Here is an 18,777-nt window from a genome sequence, read left to right on the forward strand (position 1 = left end):
CAGGACAATCCGAAGCCCCACCAACCACGCTCGCTCAGCGTTTACGCCGCGAGCCGATCCACTACTGCCAGAACAACTCCAACAGCTACAAAAATTACGCTGGACGACCAACACTCATGCAGGTAAGGGCGCCGTGTCATCAAGGGTGGCTACGGTGCGTGCTGGAGCGCGGGCAGCGACGGCCCCAACCGCGCGTTCTCTGCGGCAGGAGAGGTCGGCCGGCGTAGCAGACGATAAGGGAATAACGTGGGTTGTGGTCGTGCACAGTCAGGGCGGCGGCCCGTAAACCCGTCGGCACTAGCGCGACTTGAGGACGACAATTACCCTGCGCCAGTGGATGTTACGACGTTCGTTGTGCCCTTCTGCGCGGCGCTCACCTTCGTGGGGGTCTCTATTCGCCGCGCCGGCCGGAATCCCGCACCGGGCATGCTCAACCGAGCTGTAAAAGGCGCCGTACTAGGTACCTTGGTGGCACTCGTCCTGGCCTGGCCGATCATTTCGCAGTACCAGCAAGAGCTGCGAGCGACCCCGCCGCACTCGGCACCGGAGCTCACTGGTGTGCAGATCAACGGCCTGGCTGCCTACGTGGCGGTCGTACCCCTGGCCGGCTGGGTGGGCCTACGGATGCTCGCTGTCCGCCCGGTATGGCTGGCCAATCTCGGCGCCTGGGGCCTCACCGGCATCGGCCTGTTCATTATCGCGGGAATCGGCGGCAGCGTTGGCGGTCAGCTCTGGGTCTACGCCGTGCTCGGTTTTCTCTCCTTTGGCGTAGCCGCCGCCGTGCCGCCGTCACCACAGTCATTGCCGAAACCATCCTTCTTACATGCCTGAACGCACTCTCGTCGGCAGATCCGCGCACGCCATCACCGTCCCGCCGGTACGGAGCGTGACGACGGCTCGGCGGCCGGCCCGCACGGACGGCGGCAAATGAGTAGATCGCCTCCCAGCAAGGTCCGGTGGCCACCGAAGGCGAGGGACACATTGATCCCCATTCGGCGCTGGTTGCGGGGAGAGGCGGACAACGGCCATGTGGGCGTGCGGTTACAAGGCGGACCTGAGGCAGGAAGGGCCAGCGGATCAGTTCGTCCGGAACTATTGATTAAGTTTGCAAGATCGGCGCCGCTATGATGCGGCGTGAAGTTTTACATGACGGTGTTTCTCGCTCCCACCAGCCAGGAACTCGTCGTTCCGGCGCTGACGGCGGCACTCGCCCCGTTCGACTACAACGACTATCTCCGCGAGCCGTTCGACCCGGACGAGGCATGGGACCGATGGCAGCTGCCGCAACGAAACACGCTGCCGCTGCGACCCGAGCACATCGACGACGCACGCGCCCTACGCGTCGGCGATGGCGTTCAGGACGAGGTCGTGGTTGCCGCCCCCAAAGGGATAGTCGATTTCGACGCGCTTCGTCAGTCTTCCCGGGGCCACGCGGCAGGCGCCTGGGATGCGTGGGCCAAGGTCGTCAGTGCTTATCCCGGAACGTTGCCGCGCGGGCACTTCGAGGAGCTCCACGACGATCCTGGGAAAGCCCAACGAGATTGGATCCTCCAGCCGGCCGTCCAGGAAGTCGCGCAGGCCGCGGCCACTCAGGAACACCCGTACTTCAACTTCTCGCTCCTGAACGCGGATCCCGTCGCGGTCTTCGCCGGCGGCCGCGACCGTTTCCTTGCCCGCGCGGCTGCCGAGGCCATCGCGACGCATGCCTACCTGACGTTGGACGGGCGATGGCTCACCCAGTACACCGATGATCGAGGATGGGACACCCATATCCTGGAGATGGCCGATTACCTCGATTCGCTGCCGGACGAGGGTGTAATCGCCCGCGTCTGGTGCCATATCTGAGGCGCCGCATTGTTGTGGCGCACGGCAGTCCCGGACGAGTTTCCTTGAGGGGTTCGGTAAGCCGTGCAGCTTCAACGCGGCCCCGGCAGCGCGCCCCGTCGGGATTGTCATCCGCGAGTCTGCTTGATGAGCAGGGCGACGAATCTAGCCAGCCCTTCGGCGGCGCGTGGGTCGGACGCAGGCCAGCGGGTCATCAGCAGTGGTGCCGCCCGGTCGAGCACCACTGCTTCGCGCGCAAGGACGAAGTACAGCGCAAGCGCCGCCGATCGCGCATTGCCATCGGCGAACGGGTGGAAGTGCAGCACATCGAGGTACACCCGCGCGGCCCGCGACGGCAGCGGTATGGCCGGGTCGGTGGCTTCGGCGAGACATGCCTCAAACGCCTTCGGCAGCTCATCGCAGTACGGGTAGCGCTCCAGGCCGGCCCTTGCCCAGGCGGAGGTCGTACGGAACGGTGCAGTGGCCACCGCAAGTACCCTCTGTTGCCAAGCTTCAAGGCGCGCGAACGTGAGGGCGCCGCCCTCGGCCGCATCCACGCGCACGAGGTCCAACGCGGCAAGGACGCGCTCGGCGCCGTATTTTCGTCTCGCGAGGTGCTCGGCGACGCCGTCGCGTGCGGTGCGCGCCGGTCCGGAGGCGTGTTCGGCGGCGCGCTCCCACCGGGCCATCTGCCGCACCTGCCGCCAGATCGCGAGGGCGTCGGGAACCGGTGGTGGCTGAATCCGCGGCGCCCGGGCGGCGGCGGGTAGCTCGGTGCTGCGCCACTTCGGCCAGTCCTGCGGCCAGGTGTCGGGCCACGTGTCGTCCGGCGGCGACGTGATGCCGGTCAGCCTCGCCGCTACTGACTCCGCAGCGTCGGCCACCTCGGCACCCAGCGGTGACACGGAGCTCCAGAACCGCCCACCGATCGCCTCGTCGATGATCGCGTCGTGGTCCTCGCCCGGCACCTCGGCGACGGCGAGGAACCACTTCAGGGCCAAGGTGCAGACGGGGTACCAGTGCTCGTCCGCGCCGGATCGCGCCGCCACCGTTGCGACCAGGGAGGCAACTGTGGCCTCCCAGGCGACGGCTGCCACACGGGGGTCGGCGGGTAGCGGTAGGTATCGGGTGAAGATCTCGGCCAGGTCCTCGAGGAACATCCGCCAGTCCAGCAGCGCCCCGGCGACGGCGCCGAGCGTCTCCTCCGGCGTTGTGATCGAGTCCCGCGCACCGGCCCACCGCAGCACCAGCGCGCCGTCAGCCGTATGGCCTGCTATCTCGGCGAGCCAGCCGCTGGCCCAGGAGCCATAGCGTTCGACGAGGGCGACAGTCATCTTCCGCTGCCAGTTCCAGCGTGCCAGTTCGGCGGCGTTGTCGAAGCCGCGGACCGGGTCGTTCCGGTATGGCTCGGGCACACCGCCCGCCGGAGCCACCGCTCGCACCACATCAAGCACGGTGTCCGGATCGAACGGATGTCGATCCGGGTCGACGTCCGCCCAGGTGAGGGCGTCAATCCGCAGCCGCGGGTCGGGTGCCTCGATCGTCATCGCCGGCCATCCTGCCACGGTGCCCCCAAGGCAGGCGACCTGATATCGACCCAGCAATTCAGGTCATCGGCCGACAGCCCTTCGGCGTGTTCGTGGAGATCGATGGCGTGTCCGATCGACTTCTGCCTCGCCCAGTATGACTTATTGCAAATGATAGGCAACTACAAAATATTGGCCTTAAGGGCGGGGGTGTTGCTAGGCCGTGACCCACCCGCCCGGGGGCGGCGCGTGCGCCGTTGTCGACACCGAAGGGCGTTTCGGCCCGCGATGATCCACGCCACCGGAACGCCCTTCCCCGGATGCCGCAACCCGACCAGCCGCTGGACGATCGCACCCGCGAACGGCACCAGACGGTCCATGCGCTGCAAGGCCAAGGCCATGGCCTGCTGGAATGCGCTCGAAGGGCGGCTCGGGCACCGTGCGGGCGCGAGGCTCCCCCACTGCGGGGCCTTCACCTCCGTGGAGTCCTTGGCTCAATGTTTGTTCGTCGGCCCGGGGCGACGTCCGCACGGTGCCCCGGAGCAGGCGCCGTGCGGGTCACCGGTCACATGACGATGGCCGTGTGCGGGCCGGGGTACGTCTTGACGAGGGGCGGGACCGTTCGCCGCCGGGTCGGGGATGTCTTCTTCGCTATGGTCAGTTCCCTAAAAGGGTGGCAACAAGCCGGCGACGACCGGCACGGCTGTAGCGGCTCCCAGCCGTTCCAGGATCCATGCTGCGAAACCGATCGTCACGGTGGTGGCCCCATAAATCGCGATTACGCGTGAGGTGGGCATCGGTCGAGGCTGCAGGTCCCCGGTGACTTCGCTGAGTAGCTCGTCCGGTAGCAAGGCTCCCGGGCGTTCTTGATCCATGCCGGCAAGGATCTGCGCGACGATACGGGCGCTCTGCTCGATGGTGTCCTGGTCGTCACGGCTGTGCGAGCCCGTCGTCGCCTGCCGTACCGTCGCGGCGACCTGATGCAGGTGACGCTGAGTCTTCTCGTTCAGGCCGCTGCAGTCGAACGGGAAACCCCACGTCGCGTACATGTCGAGCCGTCGAGCCAGCGCCATCGACGTGGCGGCCAGCAGCTGTTTGCGTGTCCTGCTCCGCCTGGTCTGCGGAACATTGGCGTTGGCGCTGAGAAGCAATGCTTCGAGAGCCTCGCTGATGACCGCATTGCGGGAGAGCTTCCGTTCAGCCAGGCGATGGTCTATGTACCCAAGCCCCCTGCAGCCACGAGGATCACCACGGCGAAAACGCTGGGGCAAGGTCGGCGGTCGCCTCGTCGAGCTGTCCTAACCATTCCAGACCTGACACGCGTCGGCCATGACGACGAGCAGGTGTTGCAGCTCGCGGTGTACGGCGTAGAGAGTCAGGCCGGCGCGGACGATAGCCCCTGGCTGGTTCACGAACGCGATTCTTGGCTGCTGCCCCACCGACCCAGCACCGCGAGTAACTGCTCCTAACACGATCTCGGTTCGGTCCAGTTGATCAATCTGCGCCAACAGATCAGGACGCAGGCGAGGCTGACGAAGCCGTCGTGGATATCGAGACGGCGTTCCCAGCGCACGGCGAGGCGGCGGAACTGGTGGAGCAGGGCGAAGGTCTGTTCGACGACGTAGCGCAGCTTGCCCAGGCCCTTGATGCCCGGCGTCTTGGGCTTGGGAATGATCGGTTCGGTGCCGCGTTCGCGGCAGGCCTGGCGGAAGGCTTGGCTGCTGTATCCCTTGTCGGCCAGCAGTGTGTCAAAGCGGCGCCGGGGCCGGCCCGGCCGGCCGGCGATCGGCGGGAAGCAGTCGAGCAGGTCGAGGGCACGGCTGATGTCGGGCACGTTCGCACCGCTGGTCAGCACGTAGATCGGGGTGCCGTTACCGTCGCAGATCTGTGATGTTTCGACCCGGGTTTGGCGCGGTTGACCGGCGACGGGCCTGTCCCGGCACCCCCTTTTTCGCGTCGATGTGACTACCGTCCATCGCCGCCCTCGACCAGTCGATCCGGTTCGCCGCGTTCAACCTGGCCAGCAGGATCTGATGCACCTGGTCGAAGACTCTCGCCTCGGTCCAGCGTTCCAGGCGCCGCCAGCAGGTCATGCCCGAGCCGAAGCCGATTTCCTGCGGCAGGTCTTCCCAGCCGATGCCGGTGTACAGCACGTACAGGATGCCCTGCAGGCAGAGCCGGTCCGGGATCGGCTTGGGTCCCGGCGCCTTCTCCGGCCACGGGGGCAGGACCGGCTCGATCAACTCCCACAACGCGTCGTCGATGGTCCACGGCTTGCTCACGACCAGGGAACGAGACTGATCTTCACCTCGTAGCGCTGATCAGCATCGATTCAGCAGATCGTGTTAGGAACTTTTATGGCTGCCGACAGGCCTCGGCGGTCGCGGCGAGCAGGGTGATCGGGTCACGGACGTAGCGCCAAGCGGTGGCCACGCCTACCTGGAAGCTGGCGGCCAGGCGGGTGAACGTGTCGTCGTTGCGCAGGGGGGTCGGGGCGAGCAGTGCCTGGCGGGCGGGGTCGAGGCGACGCCAGTGCGATCGTCGCTGCTGACGATGGGCGCGGATCAGGTCGGCAAGGTGGTTCAACGATCGGTTGGGATCGTGGCGGGGGTAAGACAACAACGAGGCTCCCGGAAGGGCATCATCTGGGGTCGATTGCTCGTCTTACCGGGAGCCTCACCTCACCCGCAACCCACTCGGGAAGCGCCTTCAGCTGCGCGAACCCAGTTGGAAAACGCTCAATGGAGTCCGGCGGCGGCACCAAGAGGATCATCCCGTCGCCGCGGTCGAGCACCTCGACGCAGGCCAATCCGGGCGGACCCGGCGCAGAACGGCATGGCCGACCTCGTCCCCTACCGCGCCAGAGCGTCGTAGGTTCGGGTGCCGAACTGTCCGCCGCGATAGGAGAACCAGGCGCCGATCGCGATCGCGGATCCAACGGCGAAGACTAGTGTTACGGCAAGGGCCACCGGCGCCGCGACCACGACGCCGACCCCGGCCACGACGCCGAGCCCGAAGGCAGCAACTGCGACGCCGAACGACATTCCCACCGAGGCACCCACCGTCCCGCCGATGAAGCTACCGGCCTCGCGGGCCGCCACTCGCCCGCGCTGGCCCTCCGGAGCGTTGAGGACTTCCCGGACACCGAGGCCGCCGCCGACGGCAACGCCAATGGGCCCCACGAACCGCCCGACCTTAGCGATCGTCTTGATCACGCCGCGGCTTTCGCCCGCGGCCACAGCCACCCGGCGGGCGATCTCGTAGGCGGAGCGAGTGCTGCTCTTGGTGCCGCCCTCGACGCGGGGCAGGCGTGTCGAGTATTCGGCGGCTCGTTCGACGAAGTCGGGCGACTTCTCGAGCAACTCCGACAGCGCCCGGCCCCCGGGCGACAGGCGTTGCTGAGTGGCGAAGCGCCGGACGTCCCGCAGCTTCGACACGGTCTTAGCTGCCTCCCACGCCTCAACCGCGTTGCCGGCCTTCGTTGCGGCCTCGATTCCCTTCTGCGCGGCCTGCGAGGCGGCACGGTTCTCGGCGACGTAACCACCACGCTGGTTTGAGTCCCACCACGTGACCGCGGACTGCCCGGTGGGGCGGAGCACTCCTTGATCCTCGACTGGAGGGGCCGCCTCGCTCTTCTTGCCGGGATGGAACTCGCCCGAGCCGTGAATGATGATGTGCACGCCTCCGCCGGCATCGGTGTAAATGTCCGGGCCCTCGCACACCTCACCCGCGGGCGCTGCCGTGTCCTTGGACAGCCCAGTCCGGTCGGTGTGCCGAACAGGGTTGTTCCCCGCGTACGTGTACAGGTTCACCCCGTCGACCGCGCCGGCTGGGTCACAGCTGATCCAGCGTCCGGAGGCAGGGGCGTAGTAGCGGGCGCCGTGGTGGCCGAGGCCGCTCTCCTCGTCCCGCTCTTGGCCGGTGAACCGATACCGCTTGAATTTGAATCCGCCGAACGTCGTCTCGCCAAACGGCGAGTACTCCTCGCGATTGACCCACTCGCCAGTCTCGTCGGTAGTCACTACGGCGCTGCCCAGGTGGTCGCCGAACTCGTAGCGCACTGGTGGGCCCGCTTCGTGGGGGTACGCCGGTCCGGCACGGACCGTGGCGACCTGGCTGGCGTCGTCCATGACGTGCAGCAGCGTGTTTCGCATGCCGGACCACTGGTGGCGTTCGAACACGGTGCCGATGTAGACGGTGCTCTCGTCACCGCCGCGGCGGACCCACTTCTTCACCCGTTCGCCGTCCGCACCGTACAGGTAGCGCGCCGAAACCGACGTCCCTGCTCCGGCGAAGATACGGAAGGCAACCAAGCGGCCGGCGTGGTCCCACTCGTATGCGCGAGACTCACCCTCGCTGACGAGGTTTCCCGTCTCGTCGTAGCCGACGGGCATGGTCGTCGAGCCGGTCAGCACGCTGGTGAGCCGGTTGCCGGCCGCGCCTGCTTGCTGACCGGGCTGGGCGCCGCCGCAGCCGTACCGGCGGCGCCAGGCCGCACCGGTCGTCGGCACGTGGCGCAGATCGATGAGATTTCCCGCCGCGTCGTAGATGTACTCCTCCCGGTACCCGGTGGTGAGGTCGGGTGCATTGCCCTGGTTCGGCGCATTCGGCGGACGGGCGTACGGGGCCTCGTAGGTGCCACAGTCGATGGTCGCGCACTCGCGGCCGGTCGCGGCGGCCAGGCGCCCGAAACCGTCGTAGTGGAATCTGCGGATCAGCCGGTCGCGGCCGTCGGCGGTGTTGGCGACACCGCAGCCCGGGGTCCGATCCTCGATCGTGGCTACGTTCCCGGCCAGGTCGTAGGTGTAGGTCAAGTCCTGCACCGCGGCGCCTGATCCGGTCCACGTATCGCCGGCGGCGATGGCACGTTCGGTCCGCATCCGAACCAGCCGAAACGTGTCCGGGTCGTAGGCGTACCGGGTCATCATCCCGTTGCCGAGCACGCGAAGAACGCGCTGGCCGCGGGCGTTGCGCGCGAGAAGGCGTACATCATCGACCGTGTCCCGGCGCACCGATACCAGCGCGCCGGAGCGGCCGTAGGTCGCGCGCAGCCGCGCCCGGTGCCCGTCAGTGTCGATCGGGGTGGTGATCTCGACGGCCCGGCCCAGTGCGTCGTGCAGGGTCGTGACGTGCTCGGCCAGTGGGTCGAGCACGGTGGCCGGGTGAATCGTGGACCAGTCGGCGATCCAGTCCCCGTCGACGGCCGCAAGCGTGTTGTCGCTGACGACCTCCCGGACCTCCTCGGTCACGGCGCCGGTGAGGTCGTACCTTCCGGCCGTGATCCGGCCGGCCTCGTCGAGGTGGATCCACAGCCTGCCGAGACGCCCGTCGGCGCGCGCGGCAGCCCTGTCCGGATCCTCCTCGCCGTAGGCGCGGCGTTCGCGCAGCGTCATCGGCCCGTCGGCCCGGTCGCGGGCGAACACCTCAACCGGGCGGTTGAGCGCGTCATAGGTCCGCAGGGTCTGCGCCCCGCGCGCATCCCGCGTGTGGCAGAGGTTTCCGGCCGCGTCGAGTACCGAAATGCGCCGGCCTGCGTCCAGGGCATCCGTGCGTAGCGGCCGGTCGAACAAGTCGTACGCGCGGCTCAAGGCGGTGCGTCCCAGCTGATCGGTGATCGCCAGTAGATTGCCGCGCAGGTCGCAAGAGGCGCGGGTGATCTCCGTCGTGGCGTCGCGGGCGATAGTGCAGACTGTCCGGCCGAGCGCGTCCTGGACGGTTGTGGTGGGCGTGAAGTGCAGTCCGACCCGAACGCGGGCGGCGAGAGACGCGCCGCTCGCGTCGACGCTCAGTGGCGCGAGGTCGTTCTCGTCGTAGCCGGTGACGGCCCACGGCGTCGGCTCGTAGTTGTCGGGGTCGGTGAGGTCGTCGGGCACGCCGAATACCGTCCGGCGCTGTGAGCCGTCAGGGTTGAGCAGCCGGACCGGCCGGTTGACGGGGTCGTAGGTGATCCGCACCGATCTCAGTCCGGGCGGGCCGGTGCTCTCCTCGTACGCGCCACCCGTCGACACGAACGGTTCGTACTTCTCGACCACCCGGCCTTTGGCGTCGTAGACCTGCCAGCCGCTGACGACGACCCGGTGCGGGTCTCGGCCGCCGACCGCGGACCTGTCCGATGCGAGTCCGATGTCGTCGAACGCGAGTTCGTCGGCGGAGGCGCGCTGCTGCACCACGCGGCCAAAGCCGTCCAGGTACTCCCAGGACTCGAGGGCCTCGTCGGAGATTCGGTCCTGGATAGACGCAGTTGCCCGGCGCCGCTGGACATTGTTCGGCGCGGTGCGGCGCTGCCTTGACCACCCCGTCTACTCTCCGTCGATCATCGGTTCAGGCACACCGAAATCATCGTCGCGGTGCTCCCACGAGCTGACGCGAACGGCCGTTGAGTTGCTCAAACATTCTCGCCGACGGGAACTACGCCGCTCCCCTCGTTGCACAAGGTCTCGGCTCGTTTCTGGAAGACCGCCCGGCCGGGAGGACCGGCCTCCCATCGGAGCCGGGGAGTCCCTCAGTAGGGAGCACGTCCGGAGCACAAGGCCGCCAGCCGGTCAGCCCAGCGGAGTCCATTCACTATCTCGCTGCACCCCTCGCCAGCGAGGTATTCGCCCCCGGGGGCAGGCGCTCAGAGCGGAGCGCAGGCATCCGTAAGAGCAGGCTCGCGGGCATCACAGAGCCGACGGCTCTAATCCTGGCTTCAGGTTGACCGGGGAGAATGAGCGGCAAAAGCTTCTACTGGAAGGGGGGCGGGTCGCGTGCGGATCCTGATCGCGGATGATGACGCTGCCATCCGTGAGTCGCTGGAGCGGGTGCTCCAGGTCGAGGGTTACGACACCAGCACCGTCGCCAACGGTCTCGCCGTGCTCGAGGGGGTCGCTGGGGCCGGCGGTGACTCGCTGGATCTGCTGATCCTCGATGTGATGATGCCCCGCCTCGGCGGGTTGGAGACCTGCCGCCGGTTGCGGGCCGCGGGCCGTGATGTGCCGGTGCTGATGCTGACCGCCCGTGACCGGGTCTCCGACCGGGTCACAGGGCTGGACGCGGGCGCTGACGACTACCTGCCCAAGCCGTTCGCCACTGAGGAGTTGCTGGCCCGGGTGCGGGCCCTGCTGCGCCGGCGCACACCGGGCGACGGCGAGTCGCAGATCCTGTCGTTCGCCGATGTCCGGCTCGATCCCGACAGGTTCGAGGCGTGGCGCGGCGGGCGGCCGCTGCGCCTGACCCGGACTGAGTTTTCCCTGCTGCAGGTTCTCCTGCGCAACGCGACCCGGGTCTTGACCCGCGATGCGCTGTTCGAGGCGATCTGGGGCTTCGACATGAGCACCACCGCCAACAACCTCCAGGTATACGTGAGCTACCTGCGCCGCAAGATGGAGGCCGAGGGTGAGCCGCGATTGATCTACACGCTGCGCGGCCTGGGATACACGGTGCGGGAGACTCCCCCGTGAGCAGGCACGCCCAAGGGGAACCGCGTCGGCTGACCCGATGGTGGCGCCGGCGGTCCCTGCGGACCAGGATGACGGTGATCGCGGCGACGGCCATCGCGGTCAGCGTGTTCGTGGCCTTCCAAGTGGCCAGCGAGCTACTGGACTGGGAGCTGCGGAACACCGCCGAGGATCAGCTACGCGCCGACTCCCACTTCCTGGCGATGAACGCGGAGCGCGCCGGTCTGGCGCAAGTCCATCTACCGCCGTATCCGGGATCCGGTCGGCTGGTGCGGGTCATCCTGCCCGACGGCTCGACCAGGACGCCGGTCGGCCAACCCGCGCTGCCCCCGGTCAGCGAGCACGCAGGGCGCGTGGCGCAGGGCGCGTCAGCCGACCTGATGGAGTCGAAGGATAGCGACGAAGACGGCCACCGCATCTACACGCTGCGGGCGGGAGACGGCGCGGTGCAGGTGGCCCTCGTCGCCGACGACAGCCCGATCAACCGGTTCGGGCTGGGCATGTTGCTGATCGGGCTGTTCTGCGTGGTCGGCGGCGCCGTTGTCGGGCGGACCGTGGCGCGGACCGGGTTGGCACCGGTGGACCGGCTGACCGCCGCCGCGGTACGTGTCGCGAACACCCAGGATCTCGACGCCGACATCCCGGATGAGGGCGGTGGGGAGATCCGGCGGCTGATCCAGGCGATCAACGACATGCTCGCCGCGCTCCGGGACTCCAGGCGTGCCCAGCGGCTGCTCGCCGAGGACGCCGCCCACGAACTCAAGACCCCGCTCACCAGCCTGCGCCTCAACATCGAGTTGCTGGTCCGGCTCGACCGGCGCGGCACCCTGGAGACTGCCCTCTCGGCGGAGAGCCGGACCCGGCTGCTCAACGATCTCGGCGCCCAGGTGGCCGAGTTGAGCACCCTTGCCGCCGAGCTGACCGACCTGGCACGCGGTGACGTCAGCGACGAGACCACCGAGCTGCTCGACCTCGCCGACGTGGTGGTGGCCGCCGCGGCCCAGGCGCATTCCCGCGTGCCCAACATCGAGGTCGCGCTCGACGTGACCTCCGTATGGGTGAGCGGGCGTCCCGCTGCGCTCCAGCGAGCGGTCCTCAACCTCATCGACAACGCCGGCAAGTGGTCCCCCGCGGACCAGCCGGTCCAGGTCCGGCTCCGTGCCGAGGGCGCGTCGGCGGTGCTCGAGGTCGACGACGCCGGGCCGGGCATCGCCGCCGCCGACGTACCGCGGGTGTTCGACCGGTTCTACCGTGCCGACAGCGACCGGGCGTCGCCGGGATCCGGTCTTGGGCTGTCGATCGTGCAACGGGTCGTCCACGCCCACGGCGGCCGGGCCGCTGTCGCCCGCTCCGCACGCGGTGGCGCGCTGCTTCGGGTCGACCTTCCGACTGCGGCCGCGACCGCGCGGCGCGCCACCGGGGAGGACACCGCGGCGTGCTGACCCGCCCGCGCCGCGGCCCAGGACAAGGGCCCGCCACCGGGCAGGACATCACGGTGCGCCGACTCCAACCCGGCGTGCAGCGCAGGACCGAAGAGCGGCGACCGCCGGCCCAGGACGAGATCCGGGACGGACCCGCAGTCCCCGTCCCGGATCTCGTCCGTGCCGCCGTGCTCACCGTTGCAGCGCGAGCTCCTCGTCGTCGGTCAGCGAGTGTCGCTCTCCCGGCGACGCCGCCGTCGGACGGGACAGCCGGCTCGGCCACCAGATCCGCCGGCCGATCAGCAGGGTGAGGGCGGGCACCAGGACCGACCGCACCAGCAGGGCGTCGAGCAGCACGCCGAAGGCGACCAGGAACCCGACCTCGATCAGCATCACCAGCGGAAGCGATACGAGGACCGCGAACGTGGCCGCCAGGACGAGACCGGCCGAGGTGATGACGCCACCGGTGGCGGAGAGGGCTTTGAGCATGCCCTCCCTGGTGCCGAGACGCACGGTCTCCTCACGGGCCCGGCTGGCCAGGAAGATGTTGTAGTCGACGCCGAGCGCCACCAGGAACAGGAATGCCAGCAGCGGCACCGAATAGTCGACACCCTTGAACCCGAGGATCGTGTCGAAGACGAACACGCTGCCGCCGAAGGCTGCGGCGAACGAGACAATCACGGTGGCCATCAGGACCAGCGGGGCCACGATCGCGCGCAGCAGCAGCCCGAGGACGATCAGGACGACGGCGAGCACCAGCGGGATCACCAGCTTCTCATCGCGGCTGGTGGTCACCTCGGTGTCGAAATTCTCCGCACTCGGCCCGCCGACGATCGCCTGCGCCCCGTTCACCGCGTGCACGGCGGCGCGTACCCGCTTGATCGTCTCGTACTCTGCGGCGGTGTCCGGCGAGTCCGTCGGGAACACGGAGATGTCGGTCCAGCCGCCGCTGGTCTGACCCGGGACGGCCACGGCCACACCGCGAGTGCCCTTGACGACGTCGAGCACCCGCTCCTGGTACGCCGGCCGCGTGTAGATCGTCATCGGCTGGCCACCTAGCTCCGGGAAGTGCTGGCGCAGAACGGCGAAGCCGGTGACCGACTCCGGCGCGGACAGGAACTGGTCCTGCTCCCGCAGGGCGCCGGTGTTGCCCACCAGCCCGACGGCGAGCACACCGAGGATTCCGAACGAGCCGAGCATCGCCAGCCACCGGCGGCGGCTGATGGTGGTACCAAGCCGTCCCCACAGCCCCGGCTTCTCCTCCACCGCCGCGCTGAACCGCGGGATGGCCGGCCAGAAGATCCGCCTGCCGAGCATCACGAGCACCGCCGGGAACAGTGTCAACATGGCCGCCAGCGCGCACAGGATGCCTGCTGCACCGATAGGGCCCAAGCCGCTGGTGCTGTTCAGGTCCGCGACGAGCAGGCAGAGCAGGCCCGCAACCACGGTGGCCGCGGACGCGACGATGGCCGGCGCCGCGCCGCGTAGCGCGTGCACCATGGCGACCCGGACGTTCTCGTGGTGGTGCAATGTCTCCCGATACCGAGCGATGAGCAACAGCGCGTAGTCGGTGCCGACGCCGAATACCAGAATCGTCAGCAGCGCCGAGTTCTGGTCGTTGACCACGATGCCGAAGCCCTTGACGAGCAGGTAGACGGTCGCCATCGCGGTCAGTGCGGCTACGCCCACGACCACCAGCGGGACGAACCACAACACCGGGCTGCGGTAGGTGAGGACGAGCAGGACCGTGACGACGATGACGGTGGTGAGGAAGACCTGGAGGTCGATGCCGTCGAACACGGCGTCCATGTCGCCGTCGACCGCGGCCGGGCCGGTCACCTCGAGTTCCAGGCCGGCGGGGCGGTCCTTCGCGGCGTCGCGCAACGGGCCGACGAGGGTCTCCGCTGCGCCGTAGGTTGTGCTCACGTCGAGGGTGAACATCATCGCCTTGCCGTCGGTGGACAGACTCGCCGGTGGACCGTCGTCGTCCTCGCCGGCCGCCGCCGTCTTCGGCGGGTAACGCTTGGCAAGGGTGTTGTAGTGCCGCTCGACCGTCGCACGGTCGGCGTCGGTGAAGCCGTCAGCGCGGTGGTACACGAAGACGAACGTGTTGTCCTCACCGCCGGGGAGACTGTCCTCCAGCACCGCCACCTTGGTGGACTCGGCGCCGGCCGGCAGGGTGTCCACGGCTCTGTCGGTGGTGACCGAACTCAACTTCCCGCTCAACGGCACCATGACCGCCGCCAGCGCCAGCCACAAGCCGATCACCAGCCACGGCACCCACCGGCCCGCCAACCGACCGGGCGGCGCTTCCCTGGACGGCGCTGCGTTGACTGCCATCAATAGCCTCCTGACGAGTTGCATCGCTTGCCTGAGACCGAATTCGTACCGAGCGAATCTGAGACGACCGTTAATCCGCGGCTCAGGCCGGTTGGCAAGGCCCAGGCGACACAGCCGTCGGACCGGATGAGCAACGCGGCACGGCTCTCGTGCGGGTGCCGAACGGCGCTCCGGGAGTAGTACGGCGGTGCCGCCTCCCTCCCGAGAATGACGACCGCGGTACGACGAGCCAAGACGGAATCGGCCCTAGCGTTCGGGCTATGAGGAAACCTGACAGTCCACGGTGGAAGTTCGCGATAGGCGGCATGACGCTGGTGACTGCATTCGCTGCAGTCGCCGCCTGCGGGTCGGACGCCGGCAACCATGCGGCGCCCCCAGCGGCCGGCCCGCACAGCGCGCACGCGGGCGCGTCGTCGGCTCCGCCGCAGCCGCTACGCGCCGGCGAGCGGTTCCTTGACCTGGCGATGGCCGAGGCCTACACGCCCACGCCGCCGGAGGGCGGTGGCTCGGACGAGTACCGGTGCCAGATGATCGATCCGGGCCTGACCAAGACGGCGTTCCTCACCGGCACTCAATTCGCACCAGAGAACGTCGCCATCGCGCACCATGCCATCGTGTATGCGGTGCCGCCGGGCGGCGCTGCCGCGGTGCGCAAGCAGGACGCGAAGACCCCTGGTCTCGGCTGGCGGTGTTTCGGCGGAACCGGCGTGGCCGGCGCCGAGGTCGAAGAGGGGGACGCGGCGTGGGTGGACACCTGGGCACCGGGTGCCACCGAGACGCTGCTCGACCAGGACGCCGGCTACAAGCTGGAGCCGGGCGGCCTGCTCGTCCTCCAGATTCACTACAACCTGCTCGCGACCGACGGAAAGCCGACCGGGTCGGACCGCTCAGCGGTGCGGCTGCGGCTGACGGACGGCACGCCCCAGACCAGGGAGCTCGAAACGTGGTCCGTCGACGCGCCAACCGAACTGCCCTGCGCCGCCGACGAGTCGGGTCCGCTCTGTGACCGGGCGGCCTCGATCGCGGACGTGACGAAGCGGTTCGGGTCGGAGGTCGGCGGAATGGCGGACGATCAGGTGGAGGAATGCGGCCGGGGCAAGCCGAAGCCCGGTAACACCCAGACCTGCGACCACGAGGTGGAGGCGCCGATGACGCTGTTCGCCGGTTTCGGCCATATGCACATGCTCGGGCGGTCCATCAAGGTCGAACTCAACCCGGGGACGCCGAAGGCCAAGGTCATGCTGGACGTGCCGCAGTTCGACTTCGACAACCAGCGGCTGGTCAAGTTGCCGTCGCCGGTGGAGGTCGTTCCGGGGGACACGGTGCGGGTGACGTGTACGCACGACGCGGGGCTGCGCAAGCTGGTGCCGCAGTTGAAGAAGCTGCCGCCCCGCTATGTGGTGTGGGGTGACGGCACCAGCGACGAGATGTGCACGGGCATCATGACGGTCTCCCCCCGCGAGTCCTGAGGAAGCGTCGAACGTGTGTGAGCTCACCGATGTCGACGAGCCGATAGAGGCTCTGAGCTCATACACGTCCGCACTGAACGGGCGGTGACGTGGGCGGCTGCAGCCGGACCGGCAGCGGAGCGGCTCGGAACTACGGTCGCGCCCTCGACGGACGCGCGAGATGAAGTGCTAAACCGGCCGGGTGAGTCTCAGGTTGTAGGCGAAGATGACGGCCTGGATCCGGTCCCGTGCGCCGATCTTGGCGAGGACCCGCCCAACGTGGGTCTTCACCGTCGACTCCGACAGCGTGAACCGTTGCGCGATCTCGCCGTTCGTGAGGCCGTGGCCGATGGCGACGAGGACCTCGCGCTCGCGGTCGGTCAGCAAGTCCAGCCGGGCATCCTCCCGCATGGGCCCACAGAGGTCATCGTCGAGCTGGTCGGCGAACGCGTCGAGCAGGCGCCGAGTCAGTGCCGGTGCGACCACCGCGTCACCAGCGGCGACGGCCCGGATGCCGGCGAGAAGTTCGTCCGGGCGGATGTCCTTGAGCAGGAAACCGCTCGCCCCGGCCCGCAGCGCGGCGAACGCGTACCGGTCCGAGTCGAACGTCGTCAGCACTAGGACCCGCGAACGCCCACCGGCAGCGACTATGCGCCGGGTGGCCTCGATCCCGTCGACGCCCGGCATACGGATGCCCATCAGCACCACGTCGGGACGCAGCTCGGTGGTCCGCCGAACGGCCGCGGCGCTGTTCTCGGCCTCGCCGACGATCTCGGTGTCGGGGGCGCTCTCCAGCAGCATGCGAAACGCGAAGCGCCGCAACGGCTGGGCGTCCGCCACGAGCACAGAGATCATGAATGGCTGCCTTTCAGGGTCGCGTGGACAGGTTCAGCCGCCGTCCGATGCGGGGCCGGCGCTGACTATGCCCCGTAGAGCGCGGGCATTCGGTCATGACGGCGAGGTCCCGACCCGCGTCGCCCGGCGGTGCTCAACTTCATACTGAGCGAACCTGAGACGACCGTTAACGGGTCTTCTGACGTTTTCGTGGGCCGGTTTTCATGCTCGCCCGGGCAGAGGTGGGCAGAGGCCGCCACGGCAGAGCGTGGCCATGGTGATCAACCGCTCCGTGAGAGCGGGGAAATCATCTCCATCAAACCCGGTGCGGAACACAAGCTGAGCTAGACGTCGACGAGTACACCTATTGATCTCGACAGTGTTTCCTCAAGTGACGAACTCTTCCACGCTGCCGAACGCCTTGGCCTCGTTGTAGAGCTGGCCGGTGGTCAGGCACTCGATGTCGTGGTCGCTCATGCCCGTCGGGCCGAGGACCGCCGGCGCCTCTTCCGCGCTCAGCTCTTCGAGCGCGATTGGCAGCCCGGTCGCGTCGCGCAGCGCCTGCACACGTTCGGCGGCGCTGATGGGCTGGCCGGCCACATCGACTCGGCGGCCGTCGAAACGGTCGTCGAGCACGACATGGGTGATGGCCTCGGCGAGGTCGCTCTCATGGATCATCGGCATCCTGGCGTCGGCGTACGGCACCCGGATGGGCCGCTGCCGTGCGATCTCGCTGACCCAGCTTCCCGCGGCCAGGGATACACGCCGGTCAACGTCGCGGCCATCACCGCGGACGGGACGATGTGGGTCCACGCCATACCGGACCGCTCCACCACTACCTCCACGGCCAGCCAATGCCAGTATTCCGGTGGCAGCGCGATCTCGATGTCGGGGCCGTGCGACGACAAGTCCACCACCTTGGCGACACCACGGGATCGGGCGAGATCGAGGGCGCCGTGGACAGTGGCCGGGTCCGCCCCTGCCAGAAACACCGCGCTGACCCCGTCGAAGACCGCGGTGACGGCCCATCGCGGAAACCCGGTCCGACTTTCCGGGCGGCGCGGTGGAGAAGCGATCCATCGATGCCGCCGCCTGTGCCATCAGAGGATTATCCTTCCCGCACGATCCGGCGCAGGCCGGCCGCCGCAACGGCGAGCCAGCCGACGTAGGTCCACACCATGACCCGCTCGGCGAGACCGGTGACGGTCGACCACGCTCCGACCGCCAAGGAGGGGCCGCCCATCACGTCGAAGAACGTGATCATGAATAGCACGAACGCGGCCACAGACAGCCTCGCCGTAACGGCCAGTCCACCGGCGACCGGACGCCACCGGGGATCCCGGCGCCACACCCGGCTGAGCACGACAACGGCTGCGGGCAGTGTCGTGAAAGCGAGCAGCGCGGCGACGCCGTGCAGCGTGCTGGCCATGGTCGGCGGTTGGTCCCACTGGCCGGGCGGGTCGGTGGGGAACACGCCGGCGACCAGCAGGCCGGCGGTCCAGACACCGAGCAGTGCTAGACCGGCGCGGCCACCCCGGGTGTACGCGGCAGCCAGCCACGTCAGCGTCCCCGAAGCGGCAGCCATGACCAGCGTGCCGAGCGGAATCAGCCACCCGCCGTGCGGAGCGTGCACGTAGTGGCTGATCATCGCCTCGGCTGGACTCCAATCCGGGTTGATCAAGTCGGCTACGGCAAAGCCGATCAGCGGCAAGGCCAGCCCACCTGAGACGCTGTCCACGGCGATCCGGCGGCCGGTACGCGGCGAGGGCGGCGCCGTGGCCGGATGGACCGACTGCGATCCACGAGATGGCGACGACATACTGGCCGGGTCGGAGCTGAACATGGAGCCTCCTCAATCGGGGATGCTCCGACGCTATGGAAGTCCCGGCCTGTGCCGCGTCGTCCTGCGGATGTCACCTGGATCGAAGCCAACCGGGTACCGCCTACA

The 18,777-nt window shown here is 68.5% G+C and carries 12 protein-coding genes and 2 pseudogenes; 5 read left to right on the forward strand and 9 right to left on the reverse strand.

The features are described from left to right. Positions 1-333: 333 nt before the first annotated feature. Entirely contained in the window at positions 334-831 is a 498-nt protein-coding gene (locus QLQ12_RS08765; protein ID WP_282758508.1) for a hypothetical protein, read from the forward strand. Positions 832-1,134: 303 nt separating this feature from the next. Continuing rightward, a complete protein-coding gene (locus QLQ12_RS08770) occupies positions 1,135-1,845 on the forward strand; it encodes a hypothetical protein (protein WP_282758509.1) in 711 nt (236 codons plus the stop codon). A gap of 107 nt (positions 1,846-1,952) precedes the next feature. On the opposite strand, the gene QLQ12_RS08775 is transcribed toward QLQ12_RS08770, so the two are convergent. From QLQ12_RS08775 to QLQ12_RS08795, 5 genes and pseudogenes are all read right to left on the reverse strand, one after another. Further along, complete coding sequence (locus QLQ12_RS08775; protein ID WP_282758511.1) at positions 1,953-3,257, reverse strand: Fic family protein; 1,305 nt, start codon at positions 3,255-3,257, stop codon at positions 1,953-1,955. Positions 3,258-4,015: 758 nt separating this feature from the next. After that, complete coding sequence (locus QLQ12_RS08780) at positions 4,016-4,621, reverse strand: hypothetical protein (protein WP_282758513.1); 606 nt, start codon at positions 4,619-4,621, stop codon at positions 4,016-4,018. Positions 4,622-4,815: 194 nt separating this feature from the next. Continuing rightward, positions 4,816-5,632, reverse strand: a pseudogene (locus tag QLQ12_RS08785) (IS5 family transposase). 91 nt (positions 5,633-5,723) lie between these two features. After that, a pseudogene (locus QLQ12_RS08790) lies at positions 5,724-5,972 on the reverse strand (transposase family protein); the annotation flags it as partial. Positions 5,973-6,202: 230 nt separating this feature from the next. After that, the gene (locus QLQ12_RS08795) at positions 6,203-9,520 is read right to left on the reverse strand and encodes an RHS repeat-associated core domain-containing protein (RefSeq protein WP_282758514.1); all 3,318 of its coding nucleotides are present in this window, start codon (positions 9,518-9,520) and stop codon (positions 6,203-6,205) included. Between the two features lie 576 nt (positions 9,521-10,096). On the opposite strand from QLQ12_RS08795, the gene QLQ12_RS08800 reads away from it, so the two are divergent. Beyond that, positions 10,097-10,789 (forward strand): response regulator transcription factor, encoded by a 693-nt coding sequence (locus QLQ12_RS08800; protein WP_282758515.1) that lies wholly within the window; start codon positions 10,097-10,099, stop codon positions 10,787-10,789. Positions 10,790-10,857: 68 nt separating this feature from the next. Beyond that, positions 10,858-12,228, forward strand: a complete 1,371-nt coding sequence (locus QLQ12_RS08805) for a HAMP domain-containing sensor histidine kinase (protein ID WP_282758517.1) — start codon at positions 10,858-10,860, stop codon at positions 12,226-12,228. A gap of 171 nt (positions 12,229-12,399) precedes the next feature. On the opposite strand, the gene QLQ12_RS08810 is transcribed toward QLQ12_RS08805, so the two are convergent. Further along, positions 12,400-14,547 (reverse strand): MMPL family transporter, encoded by a 2,148-nt coding sequence (locus tag QLQ12_RS08810; RefSeq protein WP_282758518.1) that lies wholly within the window; start codon positions 14,545-14,547, stop codon positions 12,400-12,402. A 305-nt stretch (positions 14,548-14,852) separates the two neighbouring features. On the opposite strand from QLQ12_RS08810, the gene QLQ12_RS08815 reads away from it, so the two are divergent. Then, the gene (locus tag QLQ12_RS08815; RefSeq protein ID WP_407651445.1) at positions 14,853-16,016 is read left to right on the forward strand and encodes a monooxygenase; all 1,164 of its coding nucleotides are present in this window, start codon (positions 14,853-14,855) and stop codon (positions 16,014-16,016) included. A gap of 168 nt (positions 16,017-16,184) precedes the next feature. Here QLQ12_RS08815 and QLQ12_RS08820 read toward each other — a convergent pair whose 3' ends face one another. The 3 genes from QLQ12_RS08820 to QLQ12_RS08830 all read right to left on the reverse strand — a co-directional run bounded on the left by QLQ12_RS08820 (position 16,185) and on the right by QLQ12_RS08830 (position 18,672). Further along, positions 16,185-16,850: a response regulator gene (locus tag QLQ12_RS08820; RefSeq protein WP_282758521.1), complete on the reverse strand. Its 666-nt coding sequence runs from the start codon at positions 16,848-16,850 to the stop codon at positions 16,185-16,187. Positions 16,851-17,216: 366 nt separating this feature from the next. Next, positions 17,217-17,534, reverse strand: a complete 318-nt coding sequence (locus QLQ12_RS08825) for a Rossmann-fold NAD(P)-binding domain-containing protein (protein ID WP_282758522.1) — start codon at positions 17,532-17,534, stop codon at positions 17,217-17,219. A 403-nt stretch (positions 17,535-17,937) separates the two neighbouring features. Continuing rightward, a complete protein-coding gene (locus QLQ12_RS08830) occupies positions 17,938-18,672 on the reverse strand; it encodes a DUF998 domain-containing protein (protein WP_282758523.1) in 735 nt (244 codons plus the stop codon). Between the last annotated feature and the right edge of the window lie 105 nt (positions 18,673-18,777).

Origin of the sequence: Actinoplanes sandaracinus (assembly GCF_030009775.1) — a bacterium.
GTDB classification, from domain to species: domain Bacteria; phylum Actinomycetota; class Actinomycetes; order Mycobacteriales; family Micromonosporaceae; genus Actinoplanes; species Actinoplanes sandaracinus.

Bases quoted from the DNA above. Each gene is read 5' to 3' on its own strand.
- QLQ12_RS08805 (WP_282758517.1), top strand. From the start codon at position 10,858: ATGACGGTGATCGCGGCGACGGCCATCGCGGTCAGCGTGTTCGTGGCC.
- QLQ12_RS08810 (WP_282758518.1), bottom strand. From the start codon at position 14,547: ATGGCAGTCAACGCAGCGCCGTCCAGGGAAGCGCCGCCCGGTCGGTTG.
- QLQ12_RS08815 (WP_407651445.1), top strand. From the start codon at position 14,853: ATGACGCTGGTGACTGCATTCGCTGCAGTCGCCGCCTGCGGGTCGGAC.
- QLQ12_RS08820 (WP_282758521.1), bottom strand. From the start codon at position 16,850: ATGATCTCTGTGCTCGTGGCGGACGCCCAGCCGTTGCGGCGCTTCGCG.
- QLQ12_RS08830 (WP_282758523.1), bottom strand. From the start codon at position 18,672: ATGTTCAGCTCCGACCCGGCCAGTATGTCGTCGCCATCTCGTGGATCG.